Raw genomic sequence first — 21,855 nt, forward strand, 5'->3', positions numbered from 1 at the left:
GTAGCCCACCGACGGCCGCCCGCGAGAGCGACGCACGCGCATCGGGGATTCTTTCGAGTAGTCACTCGATTTTGCTGTTAGCGTGTTGCCGTGCCCCAGCTCAGCTACCTCACCGACACCTCTCCCGGCCACGGCGCCCGCCGCCCCGCCCGCTCCTGGCTCCACAGCGACGCGCCCACCCTGTCGCTCGACGGAGACTGGCGCTTCCGTCTGCTGCCGGCTGCGCCCGGGCAGCCCGGATCCGAGGGCGTGCTGCCCGTGGGAGAAGCTGTCGAGGGGGTCGCCGCGACCGATTTCGACGACTCGGGCTGGGATCTCCTTCCCGTTCCCTCGCACTGGGTGCTGCAGGGCGAGGGCCGGTACGGACACCCGATCTACACGAACGTGCAGCTGCCGTTCCCGCTCGACCCGCCGTTCGTTCCGGATGCGAACCCCACCGGCGACCATCGGCGCACCTTCGACCTGCCGGCCGGTTGGCTAAGCGCCACCGCGGGTACCGTCGCCGACACCACCGCCGATGCCGGCACCGGCACCGACGCCGACGAACCGCAAGCCCCCGTCCTCCTCCGCTTCGACGGCGTCGAATCGCGCTACAAGGTCTGGATCAACGGCATCGAGATCGGCGTCGGCAGCGGCAGCCGCCTCGCCCAGGAGTTCGACGTCACCGCAGCCCTCCGCCCGGGCGAGAACCTCATCGTCGTGCGCGTGCACCAGTGGTCGGGCGCCACCTACGTCGAAGACCAGGACCAGTGGTGGCTTCCCGGCATCTTCCGCTCCGTCACCCTGCAGTTGCGGCCGATCGGGGGCATCGACGACGTCTGGGTGCGCACCGGCTTCACCGGAATCGACTCGGCGAGCGCCGTGCCCACCTCGGCGGGCCCCGCGTCCGCGACCGACCCGGATGCGCCCACCCTGACCCGTGCATCCGGAACCGCCGGCGCCCCCGCACCCGCCACCCGTGGCCTCGGCCGCATCGAGGTCGAACTCCGTGGCGCCACTTTCCCCGTCACCCTGCGGGTGCCCGAGCTCGACATCGACGAGACCTGGCAGACCCTGGATTCCGTCGCCCCGATCGAGGTCGCCGGCGTCGAGCCGTGGTCGGCCGAGCTCCCCCGCCTCTACGACGCCACCGTCTCCACGCCGGCCGAGAGCATCGAGCTGCGTCTCGGATTCCGCACGGTCGAGATCCGCGGCGACCGCTTCCTCGTGAACGGCCGCCGTGTGGTCTTCCATGGAATGAACCGCCACGAGACCCACCCCGAGCGCGGCCGCGTGTTCGACGAGGACTTCGCGCGCGAAGACCTCGCGCAGATGAAGCAGTTCAACGTCAACGCGATCCGCACGAGCCACTACCCGCCGCATCCGCGCCTGCTCGACCTCGCCGACGAGCTCGGGTTCTGGGTGATCCTCGAGTGCGACCTCGAGACGCACGCCTTCGACAAGCGCGGCACCCACGAGTCGTGGCTGCACAACCCGAGCGACGACCCGGAGTGGCGCGAGGCCTACCTCGACCGCATCGAACGCACGGTGGAGCGCGACAAGAACCATCCGAGCATCGTCATCTGGTCGCTCGGCAACGAGTCGGGCACGGGCAGCAACCTCGCCGCGATGTCGTCGTGGGTGCACGCGCGCGACCCCGAGCGCCCGGTGCACTACGAGGGCGACTACACCGGCGCCTACACCGACGTCTACTCGCGCATGTACAGCGCGATTCCCGAGACGCGCTCGATCGGGCGCGACGACGACACCGCCCTGCTGCTCGGCTGTACCGCCGCCGAGTCGGCCCGGCAACGGTCGAAGCCGTTCCTGCTCTGCGAGTACGTGCACGCGATGGGCAACGGCCCGGGCGCGATCGACCAGTACGAAGAGCTCGTCGACACCCACCCGCGCCTGCACGGCGGCTTCGTGTGGGAGTGGCGCGACCACGGCCTGCGCCACCGCGACGCCTCCGGCACGCCCTTCTACGCCTACGGCGGCGACTTCGGCGAGCTGGTGCACGACGGCAATTTCGTGATGGACGGCATGGTGCTGAGCGACGGCACCCCCTCGCCGGCGCTCTTCGAGTGGAAGCACGTGGTGGCGCCGGTGCGGGTCGGGTTCGACGGCTTCGGCGGGCCCGCTGGGTTCGCCAGGTGGGCCGGGTCGGTCGGGTCGGTCGGGTCCTCGAGCCGGGCGACGGATGCCGCGGCCGCAGTGACGCCGGATACGGCTGTTCCGGCCGCAGCGGACGTCGCGGGCGGATCGCGCGCGGCGGGCGGGCTCGCCGTGGCGGGCATCCCGTCGGCGCCGACCTCGGACGCACGCCCCACGATCGTCGTCGAGAACCGCCGCCACTCGGCAGACCTGAGCGACATCGCGCTCCGCTGGAGCGTCACCCACGACGGGCACGAGGTGGCCGCGGGCGCGCTCGACCCGGGCGTCTCCGTGGTGGCCGGGTCGAGCATCCGGATGCCCGTGCCGCCCAGGATCGCCGCCGCCGTTGCCGACGCGGTCGGCCGCAGTGCCGCGTCGAGCGCCGAGACCGGAGCACCCGCCGCCGCGGCTGCCGTCGCCGCCCCGGCCACGACTCCTGCCGAGGTGTGGCTCACCGTCGAGGCCGTGCTCGCGCACGACACCGCGTGGGCCCCGGCCGGGCACCTCGTCTCGGCCGGGCAGCAAGTGCTCGCAGCGCCGACCGGTGCCGCCGCCGTGCCCTCGTGGGCGCGCAGCGGTGGTGCGGGTATGCCGTCGGAGACCGGATCGGTCGCCGCCGCAGCGGGCGTGGCCGAGTCCACGGCCGTGCGCGCCGCGAACGCCGACACCGATGCCGACGCCGCCCAGGGCGGCGCGCGGTCTGCAGCACCCGCACCGGCCGCCTCCGGGGAAGCGCTCGGCGCCGCACCCGCACCCGCACCGGCACCGGCACCCGCCACGTTCACCGGCGGCCGGCTGGCCGCGCTCGGCGGACTCCCCGTGGAGGGCCCCCGCGCCGAGCTCTGGCGGGCGCCCACCGACAACGACGAGGGCGGCGATCCGTTCAGCGACGAGGGCTTCGGCTCCTACGACACGGTCGATCCGCAGCAGTCCTGGCGCGGCGAGCGCGCCCCCTCCGACGCCTCCGTCTGGCGGCGCGCCGGCCTCGACCGGCTCGCGGCCCGCACCGAGCTGAGCACACCCGACGGCTCGCATCGGCGCGTGCGCTATGCGGCCGCCGACTCGCACCAGGCGCTGCGCTCCGAGGAGCGCTGGAGCACGCAGCCGGGGAGCGCCTCCGCAGTGCTGCGCGTCGACCTCGAGCCGATGGGCGACTGGCGCATCCGCTGGCCGCGCCTGGGCGTGCGGTTCGCGCTGCCGTCGACGGTCGACCGGGCGGAGTGGTTCGGTGCGGGTGAACGCGAGTCCTACCCCGACAGCCGGCGTTCGGCGCTCGTCGGGCGGTACTCGGCGGCGGTCGACGACCTCGTGGTCGAGTACGCCCGCCCGCAGGAGAGCGGTCACCGCAGCGAGCTGCGCGAACTCGTTCTGTTCGAGGGCGGCGAGCCCTGGCTGCGCATCGACGCGGCTCCGGATGCGCTGGGCCGGCGCCCCGGATTCACCCTCCGCCGGCACACGGCCGAGCAGGTCGACGCGGCGAGGCACCCGCACGAGCTGCCGGCCTCCGAGCACGTCTACCTCTGGATCGACGCCGCCCAGAACGGCCTCGGCTCCCGCGCCTGCGGCCCCGACGTGTGGCCCGAGTACGCCCTGCGCCCGCAGGCGCGCACCCTCGCGCTGCGCTTCACGCCCCTGCGCTGAGCGGGCGGGCCGGGCGGGGCCGTCGCCGGCGCCGGGCTACCCGCCCGAGCCGCGCGGCTCGGCACTCGGCGACTCGATCGCCTTCGCCACCACCCGCGCCATGGGCTTGCGGATCATGTGGTCGCTCGCGTTGACGACGTGCGTGGTGACACCGCGCATCTTCTCGATGATGGTCAGGTTGCCCGGCACGAGGAACTCGTCGAAGCGGCCGTAGACCACCTCCACCGGGCGGTCGACCCGGGCGAGGTCACTGATGACGGTCTGCTGCTCGATGCAGTGCTGCATCGACTTCACGAAGGGCACCCAGTTCTGCTCGGTGATCTCCATGACGTGGGCGACCGGCAGCATCCGAGACACCACGGCGGCGCGGGCGATGGTGAAGTCCTTGTTCTCGCGGAAGTACTGGTAGGCCTGCAGGTAGCCCTGCATGCGCAGGCGCGAGCGCGGGTCGGCGATTTCCTGCGGCGTGAGGTAGACGGGCGGTGCCACGAGCACGAGCTTCGACACGTGCGACTCGTGGGTGGCCGCGTAGCGGGCCGCGATGAGGCAGCCGAGCGAGTGGCCCACCAGCACGAAGGGCTCATCGAGGTGCAGTGAGCGGATGGTGCGCGCGATGGCCGCCACGTGCTCCTCAAGCGTGTACTCCGCATGCTCGGGCACGGGCGAGCCGCCGAATCCCAGCAGGTCGATGGCGATCACGCGGTGGGTGGCCTCGACGAGCGGCATGACGTACACGAAGGTGGCGGAGGAGGAGGCGATGCCGTGGATCATCACGGCGACCGGTTTCTTGGCGGCCGAGGCGCCGGGCCTGTGGGCGCTGCCGCCGGCATCCGGTTGCCCGGTGTCGGCCGCGACGTGCAGCAGGGGGGCATGGGGGTCGCGGAGCCCCTCGATCGCGTCTCCGAGCCTCGACATCACCCCACTCTGCCGGGTCACACCGCGCGCGGCAAGCGCGGCGGGCACGAGCCGCCGGTCTCAGCCCTGGGTGGCCGCCCACTCCGCGACGCGGCGGGCGCTCTCCGCCGGCGAGAGGTCCTCGACGCGGGTCATCAGCGACCAGCGGATTCCGAACGGATCGAGCACCGAGGAGAAGCGGTCGCCCGACACGAAGGTGGTGGCGGGCTCCCGCACGGTCGCGCCGGCCGCGGCGGCGCGGGCGGTGACCGCGTCGACGTCGGGGAGGTAGAGGGCCATCGAGAAGTCGTGACCGCGGGCGGGGTCGCCGGCCACGAGACCGTAGGCCTCGAGGGGGTCGCTCAGGGTGAGCATCCCGGAGCCGAAGTCGAGCACCGCGTGGGCGACGATCTCGACGGGCGCGCCTGCGGCATCCGTTCCTCCCTCGGGCGCCGGAAAGCGGGTGACGTCGACGATCGTGGCGCCGAACACGTCGCGGTAGAACTCGAGCGCGGCGGCGGCCGGCGTCACCACGAGGTGCGGGGTGAGCGAGGTGGAGCCGTGCGGCATCCCGTTGGTGGTGTGCTCGCCGTTCGCGGGGGTGGGCGGTGTCGTGGGCGTGGTGGATTCTGTGCTCATGCGTCCAAGCTAGGAGCATCGGCCCCGGCCGGTCTTGAACAAATGCGACAGCGGCACGCGCGGAAGGAGAGACGGATGCCCGAGCCCCAGTCCACCGGGCACCTCAACCCGGGCGACGCCGAGGTCGCCTTCGACCGCTTCGAGCTCGGCGCCGGGCTCGAGCAGCTGGTGCGGCACGTGTGGGTGGCGCGCTGGAATGTGCCCGCCGGCGAGGTGCGGCCGCAGCGGGTGCTCGGCTATCCGGCGTTCAATGCGATCCTCCGGCCCGGCGAAGCGACGCTCGCGGGGCCCGATCCGCGCTTGTTCGTGGAGGAGCTGCGTGGGGCCTCCTGGGTGGTGGGGGTGCTGTTCCGGCCGGCGGCGGGGCGTCTGCTGAGCGCGACGCCGCCGGTGGAGCTCGTGGGCGCCGCCGAGCCTCTGCCCGGCGCGCCGCTCGTGGGGGTCACGCGCGCGATGGGAGAGGCGGTGGAGGAGGCGGGCGCCGCGGCGTCCGTGGCCTCCGCGGCCTCCGCGCGAGACGTCGCCGGCGCGGCTGCACCCGCGCGGCGGGCGCTGGTGCTCGCGCTCCGGGCGTGGCTCCTGCCGATCGCCACGGACGTAGGCGCCGACGGCGTGCTCGTCAACCGGGTGTGCGCGGCCGCCGAGAACGACCCCGGCATCCTGCGCGCGGCCGAGCTCGCCGAGCGGTTCGGGCTCAGCACCCGCTCGCTCGAGCGGCTGGTGCGCGCCCGAGTGGGGGTCACGCCGAAGTGGCTGATCGAGTGCCGGCGGCTGCAGCAGGCCTCGACGACGCTGTTCGCGCACCCGGAGACCGAGCTCAGCGCGCTCGCGGCCGAGCTCGGCTACGCCGACTACGCCCACTTCTCGCGCCGCTTCGCGCAGTTCCTGGGTCAGACCCCGCGGAGTGCCCGCCGAACGGAATAAGATTCGGCGCTCAGGGGCGCTTTTCGTCGATGGGCCCCTCGAATCTCCTTCCGTCCGGAGGGAGAGCGCGCGGGGCGAGCGGCGTCAGTGCTCGTCGTACTTGCCCTCGACGAGGATCTCGGAGACCTCGTTGAAGCGGTACTGCGCCGTGGCCGGGCCCTCGGCGCCGTCGGAGTCGGCGACGAGGAGGTAGACGAGCTGGCCCTCGCTGTAGGGCAGCACGAGCTCCTCGGGGGCGCCGTCGTCGAGCGCGATGGTCTGGCCGTCGAGGGGGCCGCCGGAGAGGTGGGCGAGAGCTGGTGTGGTCATCGGTCCAGGCTACCCGGATGCGGTGCCTCGTCGCTCGCACCGGCCGGATCCCGCGTGGGGCTGTGGGGTGGGAGAGACAGGGGTGCGCGGTCTACGGCGCGGCCGCACGGTGGTGAGGCTGTGGGGTGGTGGGGTGGTGGGGTGGTGGATGTCGGCGGCGTCGTTCATGATGAGTGCACGCACGATGAGTGCACGGGAGGCCGAGATGGCGGATGCGCACGACAGCGGCGGGGCGCGCCCGGTCGCGCGCGGCTCCTTCACCATCACCGCGCGGGGGCCGTTCTCGCTCGAGTCGAGCATCCGGTTCCTCGAGGGCTTCGCCCCCGCGGCCTACGAGGCCGAATCACCCGGCACCCTCGATTTCGCGTTCGCGCTGGAGGGCTCATGGCAGACCGTGGGCGTGAGCCTCGAGCAGCACGGGCAGGAACTGCGCGGCCGCCTCTACTCGGCGCGCCCGCTCAAGCGGGCGGAGCTCTCGGCCGCTCGGGCGCAGGTGGAGCGCATCCTCTCGCTCGACGTCGACGGCAGCGCATTCTCGGCGCTCGGCGACCACGACCCCGTCGTGGCCCGGCTGCAGCAGCGCTACCCGGGGCTGCGGCCGGTGTGCTTCTGGTCGTGGTACGAAGCCGCGGCCTGGGCCATCATCGGGCAGCGGGTGCGCATGGAGCAAGCCGCCGCCACGAAGGCGCGTCTCGCGGCGGAGCTCGGTGAGACGGTGGTGATCAACGGGGTGGAGCACCACGCGTTCCCGGCGCCGGCCGTGCTGGCGGGGCTCGCGCAGCGGGTGGGTTCGAGCCGGTTCCGCGGGCTGACCGGGCCCAAGATCGACTGGCTGAGCGCGCTCGGCGAGGCCGCGCGGCGCAACGTGGTCGACAGCGCCCGGCTGAGGGCGCTGCCGCGCGAGCAGGCGCTCGAGACGCTTCGGGCGATGCCCGGGATCGGGCCCTTCTCGGCCGAGCTGATCCTGCTGCGCGGAGCGGGGGATCCCGACCACGCGCCACTGCACGAGGGCCGGCTCGGGCCTGCGGTGGCGCTCGCCTACGGGCTCGACGCGGTTCCGGATGCGGCGGAGCTGGCCGCCCTGAGCGAGGGCTGGGCGCCCTACCGCACCTGGGTGACCCTCTTGCTGCGCGCGAACCTCGCGGCGGAACTGGCGGCCGGCGCCGGTGCGCCGGGCGCCGCGAGCTGACTCAGCCCGGCGCCCCGCCCTTGGTTGCGCGGCTCTGGCGGGCCGGCCGGCCCAGGTTGGCCGACTCCGGCCGGCCCACCCGGGTCGCACATGAGGCTCGGCGGAGGAGCTCTCGCAGCACTTAGCGCGACCCGGCGCCCCGCCTTCGGTTGCGCGGCTCTGGCGGGCCGGCCGGCCCAGGTCGGCCCACTCCGGCCGGCCTGGGCCGGGTCGCGCATGAGGCTCGGCGGAGGAGCTCTCGCAGCACTTGGCGCGACCCGGCGCCCCCGCCCTCTGACGCGGGTCGCGCGCGCTACTCCCCCGCCACGATGGCCTCGAGGGCGGCCAGGTGCTGGTTCAGCGCCACACGGCCCTCGGCGCTCAGCGTGAGCCAGGTGCGCGGGCGCTTCCCCAGATAGCCCTTGCGTACCGCGACATAGCCGGCCGCCTCGAGCTGTGCGAGCTGCTTGCTGAGCACCGAGTCGCTCACCTCGATGCGATCGCGCAGCACCCCGAACTCGATCTCGTCCGCCCGGCTGAGCGCCGCGACCAGGCTGAGCCGCACGGGCGAGGTGAGCAGCTCGTCGACCCGGTGACGCGGGTGGGAGTGCCGGGAGCCATCACCGCCGGCGGCGCTGGGGGCGCCGGCGGCGAGGGTGGGGCCGACGGCCGGGGCGGTACCGGAGGCCGCACCGGCGTCCGCGGTCAGGGCCGCCGCGGCGGGGGCAGCGGGGGCGATGGAGCCGGTGGGGCTGGTGCCGGGCGCTTCCGTCGCCGTCATCGCGCGGCCCGCCGCGTTCCGGCGAGCGCGATCGGCAGCGCCGTCACCACGGCGAGCGGCAGCCAGAGCGCCGGCGACCGCTCCCCCACGAGGAACGACAGCGCGAGCGCCACGAAGAACACCCCGCACGAGATCGCGAGCCCCTTCTCGTAGCGCCGGAGCCATCCCGCCGGCGTCACCCGGCGCCCGAGGTTGTAGGCCGTCACGGCCGCCACGATGCCCAGCGCGTATCCCCCGCTCAGCACCGCCGCCTCGAGCGGCGTCGCCGTGGGGAACAGGTAGACGGCCGCCAGCAGGAACGCGCCCATCAGGAGGCCGATCACCACGCTCACGGCGGGCCCGATCCAGGCGCGGCGGACGAGGGCATCGCCGTGCTCACGCCCGGCGCCGGCGGCACCGAGCAGTTCACGGGCGGATGCGGGGGTGAGGATGCCGTGGCCGGTCTCGTTCATGATGGTCACCTTCGTTCGACGGTCTGTGATTCCATCTTCGCATTAACTTTCCACCATGGAAAGTACTTTCGACATCCGGTCATCACTCATCGGCCGCGACGAAGGCGAGCGCGTCGCCGGCCACGAGCAGCCACTGCTCGGCGGCATCCAGCGGCAGGCTGACCCAGCCACGGAACGGGCGGCCCTTGCCCGAAGGATCGAAGAGCTCAGCGCCCGGCACGGCGAGCGCGGCGGCATGCTCGGGTGTTCCCGCCCCGAGCTTGAGTCCGAGCTCGTCGCCGTTCAGGCACGCGAACATCGTGCCGGCCCGGGTGAGCGTGAGGCGGCCCATCATGCGGCCGCGGGCGATGGCCGGGTCGCCGAGTTCGGCGGCGAGCGCGTCGAAGTGCTCCACGGCCTCGACCGAGCTGACGGGTGCGGGCACGGGCGACTCCTCCCTGTGACGACGACGGCATCGCGGGGCGTCGGCGCCTCCCGCTGCGCACAGCGTAGCCCCGCCACCGTGTGCACGCGGAGGGCCGAGCGCCCCGGCAGGCGCCTCGAACGCGGTCGCCCGCACCCACGCACAGGTCAGGTCTGGTCAGGTCACCGCGCTCGGGCAGGCACCCTCGCACGCGGGCCGGAGCGGCGGCCCGGCACGCAGGAGGGCACTCGAATGCGCTGAGCCCTCCCGCGCAAGCGTCCGCCACCCCAGCGCGAGCACCCTCGCACCCGCGCACGCGGGCCGGAGCAGCGGCTCGGCACGCAGGAGGGCACTCGAATGCGCTGAGCCCTCCCGCGCAAGCGTCCGCCACCCCAGCGCGAGCACCCACGCACCCCGCGCCCCTCTCACCAGCCGGGCGGCGCCTCGAACGCGAGAAGTCCCTCACGCTCGAGCAGCACGGCGAACTGCAGCGGCGTGAAGTCCTCGAGGTACGGTCCGATCAGCTGCCCGCCCACCGGCAGACCGGATGCACCACCCCGCCCGAGCGGCACCACCGTCGACGGGCCACGGCCCACGTTCGCGAGCCGGCTCCACGCGCCGACCACGTCCGCAGCCGGATGCGGCACGCCGTCGAGCGACAGCATCCGCTCCCCGGCGGGCACCGCCGAGTGCGCCGGCGCGACCGTCGGAACCGTGGGCGCGAGCACGACGTCGACCTCGTCGAAGACGCGCGTCCAGGCGGCGGTGATGCGGCGCTGCTCCTGCCAGTCGCCCCACACCCGGCGCAGGTCGACGAGCACGGGCGGCGCGTCGGGGTCGGCCGCGTGCGCGAGCTCGACCTCCTGCAGGCGCTCGAAGAGCTCGATGCCGGCCGCCCCGCTGACGGGAGGCCACGCGAGCGGCGTCACCGTGCATCCGGCCGCCTCGAGGCGCTGCGCGAACCGCTCGAGCACCGCGCGGGTCTCGGCGTCGACCGGAGCCACCGGGTCGTCGAACCACAGGCCCACCCGGGTGCCGTCGATGCGGGAACGGCGGGCCGGGGGGAGGTCGAGGCGCCAGCCCACCGCATCCTGCGGCGCCGCGCCGAACATCGTGCGGGCGTAGAGCAGCAGATCGGCTGCCGAGCGCGCCATCGGTCCGGTGCCCGAGAGCGGCGGCTCGAGCAGGCCGCCGTCGGGCCAGGGCATGTGCCCCTGCTTCGAGACGGTTCCCGTGCTCGGCTTGTGGCCGAAGACGCCGCACCACGACGCGGGAACCCGGATGCTCCCCGCCAGGTCACTGCCCACCTCGCCCGCGGCAAAACCCGCGGCGACGGAGGCGGCCGAGCCGCCCGAGGAGCCGCCGGGGGTGCGGGCGAGGTCCCAGGGGTTGCCGGTGCGGCCGAAGTCGTCGTTGACCGACTGGGAGTCGGCGAGGAAGAGCGGCAAGTTGGTCTTGCCGAGCAGGATCGCGCCGGCCGCCCGCAGGCGGGCCACGGCGGGCGCGTCGACGGTGGCGATGCGGGAGTCGACCAGGCGCCCCTGCGTGGTGCGGAGCCCGCGCACGTCGAAGGAGTCCTTGACCGTGAAGGGCAGGCCGGCGAGCGGCCCGAGCGCATCGGCGCCGCCGCCCAGCCCCGCCCCCGCCCCCGCCCGGCCAGGCTCTCCGGGGGTGACACCCGCGCCGCCGCTGCGGGCTCCGGATGCGCGACGCCGGTCGACCTCGGCCGCGGCGGCCCGTGCTCCCGCGTAGTCGGTGCTCACCACCGCGTTCAGCTCGGGATTGCGCGCCTCGATGAGGGCGATGTGCTGCTCGAGCAGCTCGGCAGCGCTGATCTCCCGCGCGTCGAGGGCCGCGAGCATCGCCGTGCCGTCGAGGTGGGCGAGCGCTGCGGTGGCACGAAGGGGACCGGCTGCGGAGGTGTCGGGCATCCCCCGATCATCCCCCGCCCGCATTGCGCGCGTGTTTCGTGGGTCGAGACGTCACGAAGTCGTCCAAGAGCGCCCGGAAGCGCGTCGAATCGACGTCTCGCCGGGGAGGGACGTGGGGAGAGAGACGGGGCAGGCGGGCGGGGTCAGGCCGCGGCGTACGCGCCGACGAGGCGCACGGCGCCGCCGTCGACACCCTTGGCGCCCTGCTCGAAGCCCTCGGCAGCCAGCGACTCGGCCGAACGCGCCGCCGTCGAGACCGTGCCGACCTGCCAGGTGGCGATCCCCTCGGCCTCGATGGCCGCCGTGACGGCCGGAGCCGAAGCGGCCGACACCACGGCGAAGAACCCGATGCCGAGGTTCCACGTGCCCTCGGCGCTCTCGAGCGTCGACCCCGCGAGCGAGGAGAGCACCCGGAACACCGCCGAGGGCGACCAGGTCGAGCGGTCGACCTCCACCCACGAGCCGCGCGGCAGCACCCGCGCGAGGTTCGCCGCGATGCCGCCCCCGGTGACGTGCGAGAGCGAGTGGATGGCGCCCGCCAGCGCCGGTGTCGCCAGCACGCGCACGAGCGGCCCGGTGTAGAGCCGCGTGGGCTCGAGGAGCACCTCGCCCACCACGCCACCGAACTCGGCCGAGGAGGAGGTGAAGCCGAGCTGCGCATCCGCGAGGATCTTGCGCACCAGCGAGTAGCCGTTCGAGTGCAGCCCCGAGGAGGCGAGCGCGAGCACGACGTCGCCGTCACGCACCCGCTCGGCGCCGAGCACCGCATCCGCTTCGACCGCACCCACGGCCGCACCGGCGACGTCGTAGTCGTCGACGCCCATGAGGCCCGGATGCTCCGCCGTCTCGCCGCCCACGAGCGCGGTCCCGGTCTCGGAGCACGCCCGCGCGATGCCCGCCACGATCGTGGCGATGCGCTCGGGCACCACCCGTCCGCAGGCGATGTAGTCGGTCATGAACAGCGGCCGCGCGCCCACCACCACGATGTCGTCGACCACCATGCCGACGAGGTCCTGCCCGATGGTGTCGTGCTTGTCGAGCGCCTGCGCGATGGCCACCTTGGTGCCGACGCCGTCGGTGGAGGTGGCGAGCAGCGGATGCGCGAACTGCTTCAGCGCCGAGGCGTCGAACAGGCCGGCGAAGCCGCCCACCCCGCCCAGCACCTCGGGACCGTGCGTGCGCTGCACCGCCGCCTTCATCAGCTCGACGGCGCGGTCGCCCGCCTCCGTGTCGACTCCGGCCGCGGCGTAACTGTTGCTCATGCCTCTATTGTCGCGGACGCCGGCCGGATGCGCAGACCCGGCCTCCGCGGGCCGGCCGGATGCGCGCTCGGGCCACGCGCATCCGACGCCGCCGTCAGAAACCGCAGGGTGTGAGGTTCGCGACGGCCGCGGAGAGCGAGTTCGGCCCGCCGAGCAGCGTCACCTGCATGGTTCCGAGGCGGGCGAACTCGCGCAGCACCCCGCGCGGAACGCACTCGGTGGGCACCACGAACAGCGGCGCATCCGTCATGCCGGCGAGAACCCCGCCCGAGAGGGCGTCGGGAAAGTTGTAGCCGGTGGCGAGGTAGGCCTTCGACGCCTGCGTGAAAGCGGCGTGGTTGAGGTTGATCGACGCGGCGAAGCGGTCGGCGCCGTCGATGCGGGTGACGGATGCGGGCACCGTCGTGAGCGACTGCAGTACGCCCGCGTGCACCGAGTTCACACCGCCGACCACCGTGATGCTGGTCGTGGAGAGGTTCCGGAAGAGACCGATCGTGGCCGCATCGGCCGAGTCGGCGCCGCCGTTCACGAGGAGCACCGGGCGTGCGGCGGAACCGGCCGCGCCGCCGGCCGACAGCGCGTCGGGGAAGTTCGCCCCCGTCGCCGCGTAGGCGCTCGGGGCCGAGGGGAAGGCCGAGGCCACCACCGCACGGCTGGCGGCGTAGCGGTCGTCGCCGGCGAGGCGCTCCACGCTCGCGCCGGGCACGAGGGCGCCGAGCTGAGCGGCGACCGCCTCGGACACGGAGTTCACCCCACCGACGATGACGATCCGCAGCGGTGCGGCCGGCGCCGTCGGGGCGAGCCGCTGGATGGTGCTCGCCACCGAGGCGGGCACGGCGTCGCGGGTGACGAGCAGCAGCGGGCCGCCCTGCACGGTCGCGGCGGGCCCGGCGCTCAGCGCGTCGGGGTAGTTCGCGCCGGTCGCGATGTAGACGACGGGGGCGGTCGCCGAGCCCGGGAACTCCTGGGCGGCGACGTTCACGGCCACCTCGAAGCGGTCGGCGCCGGCGATGCGGGTGGTGGTGGGGGCGGTCAGGGTGAAGGTTCCGGTCACCGGAGTCGAGACCGAGGTGCCGGAGCCGAACACGGTCACGACGCTGTAACTGTGCTGGCCGGACGCGAGCCCGAAGACGTCGGCCGACCAGGTGTGATCGCTCGCCACCGACGCGGTGAAGACGGATGACCCGTCGATCGTCACTCGCACGGTGAAGTGTCCGCCCGCATCCGGAGCAGTGCCCGTGAAGGCGGCGCCGAGGGCAAGGGTGCCGCCCGAGGAGGGCTGCGAGACCGTCGGCGCCGACACCGACACCGCGGGCTCCCAGCCCGGCTGCGCGCCGAGCACCGAGCCGTAGCCGGAGCCGGGCGCCGAGACGAGCGGGAACGCGGCGGTGAACTTTCCCGACTCGCTGCAGCTCGACGCGAAGTCGCCGGCCGAGAGCAAGCCGATGGCGTAGGCGCCCGAGAGCACCGCTCCGCCGCTGTCACCGGGCAGTGCGCACATCGACGAGATGACGCTGTTCACCTGCACGCCCTGGCCGGAGTGGTCCTCCACGTCGACGAGCTCGTCGACTGCTTGCACGGTGCCGCAGGTCCACCCGGTGGTGCGGCCCGACTTGCAGATGGACTGGCCCACGATGGCCTGGGTGTAGTCGCGGAGCACCTGCTGCGTTCCCGCGGTCACGGGCCCGGCGTTCGAGTTCCAGGTGCCGACGCGCGGAACGGCGCTCCAGGCCGGGTCGGTGGCGACGAGCCCGTAGTCGAGCTCGTCGCCGAAGTGGACGGTGGAGTCGATGGGCTGGCCGAGCACGGGACCGGCCTGGATCGGCGTCAGGCCGGGAGCGCTCTGCTTCGACTCGTAGACCCGCCCGCTGTCGAGCGTGCCGGAGACCCGGCAGTGCCCGGCGGTGAGGAACTGGTTGGCCTTCGTGGCGATGTCGTACCCGTTGAACGCGACCGAGCAGAGGTAGATCGACGACCCCGTTCCGCTCTTCGAGTAGTAGCCCTGGCCGCCCACGAGGTCGCCGAGCGGCCGAAAGGTGTGAGCGGAGACGTCCAAGGCGGCGGGCTCGCCGATCTCGGCGACCGCGTTCGCGGCCTTCACGGGCGCCGCGTCGGCCGCCGTCGCCACGTTCACCACGAGAGCGGTGCCGTCGAGGCGCGAGCCGAGCACGTCGACTCCGGATGCCGTCAAGCCGTCGACCACGGCCACCCCGTCGGCCGCGGCGTCGGCTCCGGCGAGGTAGTCGGCCGGGGTCTTGCCGAGGTCGGCCTGGATGGCGGCGGCGAGGTCGTCGGGCAGCGCGGCGGCTGCGGCCGCGTACGCCTCGGCCGGGTACGAACCCATGCGCGACGGGGAGGCGGGGTCGGGGTCGGGCGTCGCCAGGTCGCCGGCCGGAGACGGCGCTGGGGTCGCCGCATCCGGGTCGGTCGGGCCCGTGGCGACGCCGGCCCGGCCGGCGTCCGCGACCGGGGCGCTCACCCGCCCGGGCGCTGACGGCCCGGGCGCGGCGTTCGCAGCCACGGGCACCAGCGCGGCGGCGGCCAGCGCGAGCCCGAGCGCGGCGGCGGTGCAGCCCCGGGCGAGCCGGGTGATGAGCATTCGGTGGCGGTCGTCGCTGCGTGGCACGCGCATCCCTCTCGATCGGCGTGATCGAGGCGGCGAGTCCCCCGGCTCGGATCGGCCCCAGCCTAACGGCTCTCCCCGACGCCGCCGGGTCAGCCCCCGGAGGGCGGCCCGCCCTGGAAGGAGGGCGGGCCTTCGAAGCTCCCCGCTCCTCCCGTCGTGCCGGAGCCGCTGAGGCCGGTGAGCCCGCCGCTCGAGCTCGAGGTGGAGCTGCTGGTGCCGGTCACGTCGGCGTTCAGGTCGGCGAGCACCACCGTGTCGCCGGCCGAGACGCCCGAGGTGATCTCGGTTCGTTCGGCGCCCATCGCCCCGATCTGCACCGGAGTGGCCGTCGAGACGCCGTCGACGAGCAGATCGACCGCGTAGTCGGTTCCCGAGCGGTGCACGGCCGAGGTCGGAACGGTGAGCACCGCATCCTGCGACGCCACCGATACCGCCACCTGCGCGGAGGCCCCGTTGAGCAGCGACACCGTGGTGGGGTCGATCGCGATGGTGACCTCGTAGGACTGCGTCGACGAATCGGTCGACACGTTCAGCACACCGATCGAACTGACCGTGCCGGTGAGGGGCGTGTCGTTGGTCGTGAGTGTGATGGCGGAGGTCTGCCCCACGGCGAGCTTGCCCACGTTCGCGAGCGTGACCGTGGCGTCGACCACGTAGCCGTCGGTGCCGATCACCGTGATGATCGCCGTGGTCGACGCAGCACTGACGGTGTCGCCCGCGGCGATCGCGACGCCGGCCACGGTGCCCGCGATGGGGCTCGTGAGGGCCGCGAAGGTGAGCTTCTGCTGGGCGACGGCGAGGTTCGCGGTGGCGAGGTCGATCTGCGCCTGGTCGGCCACGATGGTCTCGGCCGTGATCGTGGCCGAGGTGGTGCTGCCGCCGGTTCCGGATGCGGTGCCCGCGCCGGTCGTACCGGTTCCGGATGCGCCGCTCGAGTCGGTCGCGGCCGGCGCGGTCGTGAGGGCGGTGGCGAGGGTCGCGGTCTGCGCCGCGGCGGGCACGGAGGTCGTGGCCGAGGCGAGCCGGATGGTCGCGCTCCCCGCGCCGCCCCCGCTGATCGCCGAGGCGGCGGCGGCCGAGGTGGGGGTGGCGCTGGGGGTCGGGGTGGAGGTCGAGCCGGTCGAGCCGGAGCCGGTCGAGCCGGAGCCGGTCGTGCCGGCGCCGGTCGTGCCGGCGAGCGCGGTCTGCAGGGCGGCCACGGCGGCGTCGAGCTGATCCATGAGTGTGAGCACGGCGCTCTGAGCGGTGTTCACGGCGGTCTGCTCGGTCTGCACCTCGGCGATCGCGCTCTGGCAGGCGGCGAGGTCGGCCTTGATCGAGTCGAGCAGTCCGCCGTCGTCGGGGGTCGAGCCCGTGCCGGAGCCGTCGGTGCCCGTGCCGTCTGTTCCGGTGGTGCCCGTTCCGTCGGTGCCGGTGGTGCCCGAGCCGTCTGTTCCCGTCGAGCCCGACCCGCTCGTGAGGGAGTCGAGCGTGGCCTGCAGGAACGGCTGGCAGGTGGCATCCGAGCTGGTGATGGTCTCCTGCGTGGTGGCGAGCGCCGCCGACGCCGTGGCGTACTGCGCGAGCAGAGCCTGCTGCGCCGCCGTGACGGCCGCGACCGCAGCGGTCACCGCCGCCTGGTCGACCGTGCTGCCGGAGCCGGAGCCGGACCCCGACCCCGAGCCCGACCCTGATCCGCTCCCGGAGCCCGCCCCGCTGCCCGATCCGGAGCCGGAGCTCCCGGAGCCGCCCGATGCACCCGCACCGGCGCCGGCTCCCGTCCCCGCGCCCGTGGTGCCGGATGCCGCCCCCGAAGCGCTCGAGGCCGAGCTCGAACTCGAGGTCGAGGACTGCGCCGTGAGATCGCTCGTGAGCTGGTCGTTAGCCTGAGTGAGCGCATCCTGCGCCGAGGTGATGGCGGCCTCGAGATCGGTGGTGTCCAGCGCGGCGAGCTGTTGGCCCGCCGTGACGGTGTCGCCCACCTTCACCGAGACCGAGCCGACGGTGCCGCCCACCTGGAAGGCCGCATCCTTGCGCGTGGCCGAGGCGACGGTGCCGCTCAGCGCGAGCGTCTCGTCGACCGTGCCGAGCTCGGCGGTCGTGGTGCGGTACGACGCCGCCGTTCCGCGAGTGAGGGCGAACGCCGTGCCGCCGCCGACCGCGCAGAGCACGGCGGTGGTGGCGACGATCGCGATGACGCGCTTGCGCCGCCGCTTGCGCGCCTTGAGCGCCTTGGGCGAGAGCGCGAGCACAGCCGTGCCCGCGGCGGCGGTTCCGCTCAGGGCGCCGCCGTCGGCGCCCCCGGTGCCGCCGTCCGGCGAGGGGTCAGGAGTGGTCGTGCGGCTCATCTCAGCTCCCGCTCGTCGTGGTTCCGGAAGCCGAGCCCGAGCCCGGACGCTGCCCGCCGAAGCCGCCGGGGCCGGCGCCGGTCGAGCATCCGGAGTCGCCCGCCGTCGACACCGTCAGCGAGGTGGCCGCGACCGCGCCGCTGCTGTCGGCTTCGCCGCGCGCGGTCACGCACTTGCCCACCACGAGGGCGGTCGAGTCGGCCGTCTCGGTCTTCGTGTAGCTCGTCGAGGAGTCGACCGTCACCTCGGAGCTCGAGATGGTGCCGTCGCTCGCGGTGGTCTGTACCGTGATGGTGCTGCCGGAGACCGCGGTGACGAGACCGCCGGTGAACCCGCCGAAGCCGCCGGCCGCACCCGCGGCGGGAGCGCCGCTCGGCATGACGCCGGCGGGCGCATCCGTCGGCGGCGTGCCGCCCATGGCCGCGCCGCCGCCCGCTCCCTGGCCGAAGCCGGTGGTGCAGGCGCCGCTCTCGGCCGCCGTGATGGTCACGCGGGTGGCCGCCGTCGTCGAGGTGCCCGAGGAGTCCGTCGCCGCGGGCGTCGGCGTGGCGGTGGAGGTGCCCCCGGGCATCCCGGCTCCCCCGCTGATGGCGGTGATGCAGACGCCGTTCGTCACGTCGCTGAGTGCCGCGGCCACGCTCTGCGTGATGGTGGTGCTCGAGTCGTAGCTGACGGCGGTCTGCGAGCTGGAGTCCTGCACCTGCAGGGTCGTGCCCGAGATGGCGGCGATGGTGCCCGAGGTGCCTCCGCCCGCGGCCACGCCCTGCTGGGCGTTCGGCGCGGCCGAGGCGACGGGGGCCGACGCCTGGTCGGTGGTGGAGGCGCAGGCCGAGAGGGCGAGCACGCCGGCGGCGGCGAGCACGAGGCCCAGCCGGGCGGGGACGGAGCGGGGAAGGCGTGAGGAGATCATTCGCGTCATTTCTGTCGGGTGATTCAGGGGAAGCGGAGGAAGGAGGGGAAGCCGGGCGACCGGGTGGGCCGGAGCCCGGCCGCAACCGGGGAGCGGAGCGGCATCACTCGCTGCGCAGGGCGTCGATCGGCGCGAGCCGGGCCGCCCGGGTGGCGGGGTAGACGCCGAACACGAGGCCGATGGCGATGGCCACACCGATCGACAGACCCACGGCGGCGGGCGAGATCACCACCGAGGAGCCGATCACGCCGGGCAGCACGAGCGCCGCCCCGATGCCGAGCACGGCCCCGAGCACGCCGCCGCTGAGGCCCAGGATGGCGGCCTCCACGAGGAACTGCCTCCGGATGGCCCAGGGCGGCGCCCCGAGCGCCTTGCGCAGGCCGATCTCGCGGGTGCGCTCGGTCACCGACACCAGCATGATGTTCATCACGCCGATGCCGCCGACGAGCAGGGAGAGCCCGGCGATGCCGGTCAGCAGCACCGTCAGCGTCTGGTAGATCGACGTGGCCGTGGCGACCAGCGCATCCTGGCTGCTGATGGTGAAGTCGGCCGAGGAGCTGTCGCTGATCGAGTGCAGGTTGAGCAGCACCGACTCCGCCTCCTGGTAGGCGCCGGAGAGCTGGGTGTCGGAGGCCGCCTTGATGTAGATGGTCGACACCGAGTTGCTCCCGGTGCCCCCGATCAGCTGGCTGGCAGCCGTCGACAGCGGCACGATCGCCACGTCGTCGAGGTTCGACGAGGAGTTCGAGCCCGCCGAGGCCAGCACCCCCACCACCTGGAAGCTGCGCGAGTCGATGGTGACGGTCTGCCCCACCACCCGCGTGGTGCCGAAGAGCTCGGTGGCCGTCTCGGAGCCGAGCACCACCACAGAGTCGGCCGCGGCCTGCTGGGCGTCGGTGATGAACGAGCCCGAGAGCATCGTGCGCGAGCGCACGTCGAGCCAGGAGGGAGTGGTGCCGGTGACCGTCGTGGTCCAGTTCGTGCTGTTGGCGGTGAGCGAGAGTGAGGTGCTCTTCTCGGCGGCGACGCCGACGATGTCGGGTGCGTTCACCGTGGAGGCCAGCGCGGTCGCATCCGCCGCGGTGAGGGTGGTGCCGGTGCCGAAGCCGCCGCGCACCCCCGCGGTGCTCGTGCTCGAGCCCGGCGACACGATCAGCAGGTTGCTGCCGAGCGAGGAGATCTGCGAACTCACGTCCTTCTGCGTGCCGAGGCCGAGGCCCACGGTCATGATCACCGCCGCGATGCCGATCAGGATGCCCAGAACGGTGAGCAGCGAGCGCAGCGCGTGCGAGCGCACGGCTGCCCAGCTGGTGTGGAGTGTCTCGGCCCAGTTCATGCGGCCACCTCGGTTCCGGATGCGCCGAGCGCGCCCCGCGCCCGCGCCGGGCCTGCGCCGGGGCCGGCCCCGTCGTCATCCTGGATCAGCCCGTCGCGCACCCGGACGATGCGCCGGGCCCGCTGGGCCACCTCGAGCTCGTGGGTGATGAGCACGATGGTGCGGCCGAGGGCGTGCAGCTCGTCGAAGAGGCCGAGCACGTCTTCGGTGGAGACCGAGTCGAGGTTGCCGGTGGGCTCGTCGGCGAGGATCATGGTGGGCTCGCCCACGAGCGCCCGCGCCACGGCGACGCGTTGCTGCTGGCCGCCGGAGAGCTCGCCGGGCTTGTTGGCGAAGCGGGAGCCGAGGCCCACGCGTTCCAGCGCGCGTTCGGCGCGGGCGCGGCGTTCGTGCGCCGGCACCCGGCCGTAGACGAGCGGCAGCTCGACGTTCCGCCAGGCCTCGAGCGAGGGCAGCAGGTTGAACTGCTGGAACACGAAGCCGATCTGCTGGTTGCGGATCTCGGCGAGCTCGGCCTCGTCGAGGTCGTCGACGTCGTTTCCCGCCAGGCGGTAGCTGCCGTGGGTGAGGGTGTCGAGGCAGCCGAGCACGTTCATGAGCGTGGACTTGCCCGAGCCGGACGGCCCCATGATGGCCACGTATTCCCCGGCGGTGATCTCGAGGTCGACTCCGCGCAGGGCCTCGAACTCGATCGTGCCGCTGCGGTAGATCTTGCGGGCGCCGTGCAGGGCGATCACGGGCTCGGCGTCGGCGCTCCGGGAGGGGCGGCCGCCGGATGCGGGGAGCAGTGCGCGCGCGTCAGCCACGGCTCGACGTTCCCTGCGTCGTGCCGGTGCCTGCGCCCGTGCCGCCCGTGCCGCCGGTGCCGCCCGGGAACGTGCCACCGGGGAAGGTGCCGCCACTCGGGAACTCACCCGTGCCGCCCGGGAAGCCGGAACCCGAACCGGTGCCCGTGCCGCTGTTGCCGGAGCCGGGCGTGAACACGGTGACCTTCACGAGGTCGCCCTCGGCGAGCCCCGCCGTGATCTCGGTGAGCGTGCCCACCGTCTCGCCCACGGTGACCGTGGTCGTGGTCTCGGCGCCCGCCGAGTCGACCTTCGTCACGGTGGTGGTGCCGTCGGAGGCGGTGGTGACGGCCGCGCTCGGCACGGTCAGCACGTCGGTGCGCTTCTCGTACACCACTGATGCCGTGACCGAGACCCCGTCGTAGAGCCCGGTCGGAGTGCCGGTCACCGCGATCGTGACGGGGTAGGTGGCCGCACCGGAGGTGGTGGAGGGCAGCAGGCCCACGGTGCTCACCGTGCCGAAGAAGGAGGTGTTGTCGGTGGTGGAGAGCTCCACCTGGTCGCCCGCCTTCACGTTGGCGACGTCGGTCTCGCCCACCGAGAGGCTCACGGTCCAGGAGTCGGTGGAGACGATGGTGAACTGTGAGCTGGAGGTGGAGCTGGAACTGGATGAGCCGGTTCCGGTTCCGGATGCCGCCGCCCCCGTTCCGCTGCCCCCGGAGCTGGAGCTCGCAGAGCCCGTCACGGCGTCGCCCACGGCGAGGTTCACGGCGGTGACGAGCCCGGCGACGGGAGCGGTCAGCGTGGCGTCGGCCACGGCGGCCGCGGCCTTGTCGGCGGCGGCCTGCGCGACGGCGACGGCGGCCGCGTCGGCGGCGATCGTGGTGGCCGACGCATCCGTTCCGTCGTCGGCGGCCTCGGCCGACGCGAGCTTCGCGGCGGCCGAGGCCAGCGTGGCCTGCGCCGAGAGGGCGTCGGCCTGCACGGTGAGGGTGTCGACGGTGGCGAGCGTGTCGCCGGCGGCGACGGTCTGGCCCGCGGTCACGTTCACCGCGGTGACGGTGCCCGCGACGGCGAAGTCGACGCTCTCGTTCACCGTCGGAGCGAGGGTGCCGGTGCCGTCGACGGTCTTCTGCATGGTCTGCAGGCTCGCGGCGACACTCATCGAGGTGGGCGCGGACTGCGCCCGGGCAGAGCCGGCGGTGAGCGCGAGCACCGCCCAGGTGGTGCCGCTCCCGACCACCAGCACGGCGGCGAGGCCCGCGATGATCCAGGTGCGCAGGCGGATGCGCTTGAAGAATTGGACGAGTTTCATGGTCTCCCTCATCGGCTCG

Annotated in this window: 17 protein-coding genes; 3 read left to right on the forward strand and 14 right to left on the reverse strand. The window is 73.8% G+C overall.

The window, feature by feature from the left end; genetic code table 11:
- Positions 1-90: 90 nt before the first annotated feature.
- Positions 91-3,774, forward strand: coding sequence for a glycoside hydrolase family 2 TIM barrel-domain containing protein (locus VD659_RS04055; RefSeq protein WP_423259839.1), 3,684 nt, complete (start codon positions 91-93; stop codon positions 3,772-3,774).
- Positions 3,775-3,810: 36 nt separating this feature from the next.
- Here the strand turns inward: VD659_RS04055 and VD659_RS04060 are convergent, their stop codons facing one another.
- Together VD659_RS04060 and VD659_RS04065 are read right to left on the reverse strand one after the other, a co-directional pair.
- Entirely contained in the window at positions 3,811-4,689 is an 879-nt protein-coding gene (locus tag VD659_RS04060) for an alpha/beta fold hydrolase (protein WP_423259840.1), read from the reverse strand.
- Positions 4,690-4,749: 60 nt separating this feature from the next.
- Complete coding sequence (locus tag VD659_RS04065) at positions 4,750-5,307, reverse strand: VOC family protein (RefSeq protein ID WP_423259841.1); 558 nt, start codon at positions 5,305-5,307, stop codon at positions 4,750-4,752.
- A 75-nt stretch (positions 5,308-5,382) separates the two neighbouring features.
- On the opposite strand from VD659_RS04065, the gene VD659_RS04070 reads away from it, so the two are divergent.
- Positions 5,383-6,231, forward strand: a complete 849-nt coding sequence (locus tag VD659_RS04070; RefSeq protein WP_423259842.1) for a helix-turn-helix domain-containing protein — start codon at positions 5,383-5,385, stop codon at positions 6,229-6,231.
- An 84-nt stretch (positions 6,232-6,315) separates the two neighbouring features.
- Here VD659_RS04070 and VD659_RS04075 read toward each other — a convergent pair whose 3' ends face one another.
- Positions 6,316-6,540, reverse strand: coding sequence for a response regulator (locus VD659_RS04075; RefSeq protein WP_137836583.1), 225 nt, complete (start codon positions 6,538-6,540; stop codon positions 6,316-6,318).
- A gap of 184 nt (positions 6,541-6,724) precedes the next feature.
- On the opposite strand from VD659_RS04075, the gene VD659_RS04080 reads away from it, so the two are divergent.
- Positions 6,725-7,729, forward strand: a complete 1,005-nt coding sequence (locus VD659_RS04080; protein ID WP_423259843.1) for a DNA-3-methyladenine glycosylase 2 — start codon at positions 6,725-6,727, stop codon at positions 7,727-7,729.
- A 292-nt stretch (positions 7,730-8,021) separates the two neighbouring features.
- Here the strand turns inward: VD659_RS04080 and VD659_RS04085 are convergent, their stop codons facing one another.
- The 11 genes from VD659_RS04085 to VD659_RS04135 all read right to left on the reverse strand — a co-directional run bounded on the left by VD659_RS04085 (position 8,022) and on the right by VD659_RS04135 (position 21,836).
- Positions 8,022-8,489 carry a winged helix-turn-helix domain-containing protein gene (locus VD659_RS04085; protein WP_423259844.1) on the reverse strand — a complete coding sequence of 156 codons (468 nt, stop codon included), beginning with the start codon at positions 8,487-8,489 and terminating at the stop codon, positions 8,022-8,024.
- Positions 8,486-8,941: a hypothetical protein gene (locus VD659_RS04090; RefSeq protein WP_423259845.1), complete on the reverse strand. Its 456-nt coding sequence runs from the start codon at positions 8,939-8,941 to the stop codon at positions 8,486-8,488. Before VD659_RS04090 ends, VD659_RS04085 begins: the two co-directional genes overlap by 4 nt.
- A gap of 82 nt (positions 8,942-9,023) precedes the next feature.
- The gene (locus tag VD659_RS04095) at positions 9,024-9,365 is read right to left on the reverse strand and encodes a TfoX/Sxy family protein (protein WP_137836579.1); all 342 of its coding nucleotides are present in this window, start codon (positions 9,363-9,365) and stop codon (positions 9,024-9,026) included.
- 404 nt (positions 9,366-9,769) lie between these two features.
- Positions 9,770-11,275 carry an amidase family protein gene (locus VD659_RS04100; protein ID WP_423259846.1) on the reverse strand — a complete coding sequence of 502 codons (1,506 nt, stop codon included), beginning with the start codon at positions 11,273-11,275 and terminating at the stop codon, positions 9,770-9,772.
- Between the two features lie 143 nt (positions 11,276-11,418).
- Positions 11,419-12,537: a phosphoribosylformylglycinamidine cyclo-ligase gene (gene purM / locus VD659_RS04105; RefSeq protein ID WP_423259847.1), complete on the reverse strand. Its 1,119-nt coding sequence runs from the start codon at positions 12,535-12,537 to the stop codon at positions 11,419-11,421.
- A 94-nt stretch (positions 12,538-12,631) separates the two neighbouring features.
- On the reverse strand, positions 12,632-15,163 hold the full coding sequence (locus VD659_RS04110) for a cell wall-binding repeat-containing protein (protein ID WP_423259848.1): 2,532 nt from the start codon (positions 15,161-15,163) through the stop codon (positions 12,632-12,634).
- Between the two features lie 89 nt (positions 15,164-15,252).
- The gene (locus VD659_RS04115; RefSeq protein WP_423259849.1) at positions 15,253-17,490 is read right to left on the reverse strand and encodes an HlyD family efflux transporter periplasmic adaptor subunit; all 2,238 of its coding nucleotides are present in this window, start codon (positions 17,488-17,490) and stop codon (positions 15,253-15,255) included.
- 1 nt (position 17,491) lies between these two features.
- The gene (locus VD659_RS04120) at positions 17,492-18,400 is read right to left on the reverse strand and encodes a DUF5666 domain-containing protein (protein WP_423259850.1); all 909 of its coding nucleotides are present in this window, start codon (positions 18,398-18,400) and stop codon (positions 17,492-17,494) included.
- Positions 18,401-18,503: 103 nt separating this feature from the next.
- The gene (locus VD659_RS04125; RefSeq protein WP_423259851.1) at positions 18,504-19,736 is read right to left on the reverse strand and encodes an ABC transporter permease; all 1,233 of its coding nucleotides are present in this window, start codon (positions 19,734-19,736) and stop codon (positions 18,504-18,506) included.
- Positions 19,733-20,473: an ABC transporter ATP-binding protein gene (locus VD659_RS04130; RefSeq protein ID WP_423260046.1), complete on the reverse strand. Its 741-nt coding sequence runs from the start codon at positions 20,471-20,473 to the stop codon at positions 19,733-19,735. The genes VD659_RS04125 and VD659_RS04130 overlap by 4 nt, the downstream gene beginning before the upstream one ends.
- A gap of 61 nt (positions 20,474-20,534) precedes the next feature.
- Complete coding sequence (locus VD659_RS04135; RefSeq protein WP_423259852.1) at positions 20,535-21,836, reverse strand: efflux RND transporter periplasmic adaptor subunit; 1,302 nt, start codon at positions 21,834-21,836, stop codon at positions 20,535-20,537.
- Between the last annotated feature and the right edge of the window lie 19 nt (positions 21,837-21,855).

This window comes from Herbiconiux sp. 11R-BC (genome assembly GCF_049472555.1).
In the GTDB taxonomy this organism is placed as follows: domain Bacteria; phylum Actinomycetota; class Actinomycetes; order Actinomycetales; family Microbacteriaceae; genus Herbiconiux.